Below are 216 nucleotides of genomic sequence, written 5' to 3'. Positions count from 1 at the left end.
TCTCAAGATTTAAGTAACTGTACAACGGTCATTTTCAGATTGTCCACTATTCGTGCGTTTTTGTACTCTCAAGATTTAAGTAACTGTACAACTTGTCAATCCATCAAAAGGATTATTGACAGGTTTTTGTACTCTCAAGATTTAAGTAACTGTACAACCAAATTGATAATGATTAGTTAGAGCAAAATGTTTTTGTACTCTCAAGATTTAAGTAAC

The organism is Streptococcus sp. HMSC076C08, from assembly GCF_001810825.1.
In the GTDB taxonomy this organism is placed as follows: Bacteria; Bacillota; Bacilli; order Lactobacillales; family Streptococcaceae; genus Streptococcus.
This window is presented reverse-complemented; position numbering follows the sequence as displayed.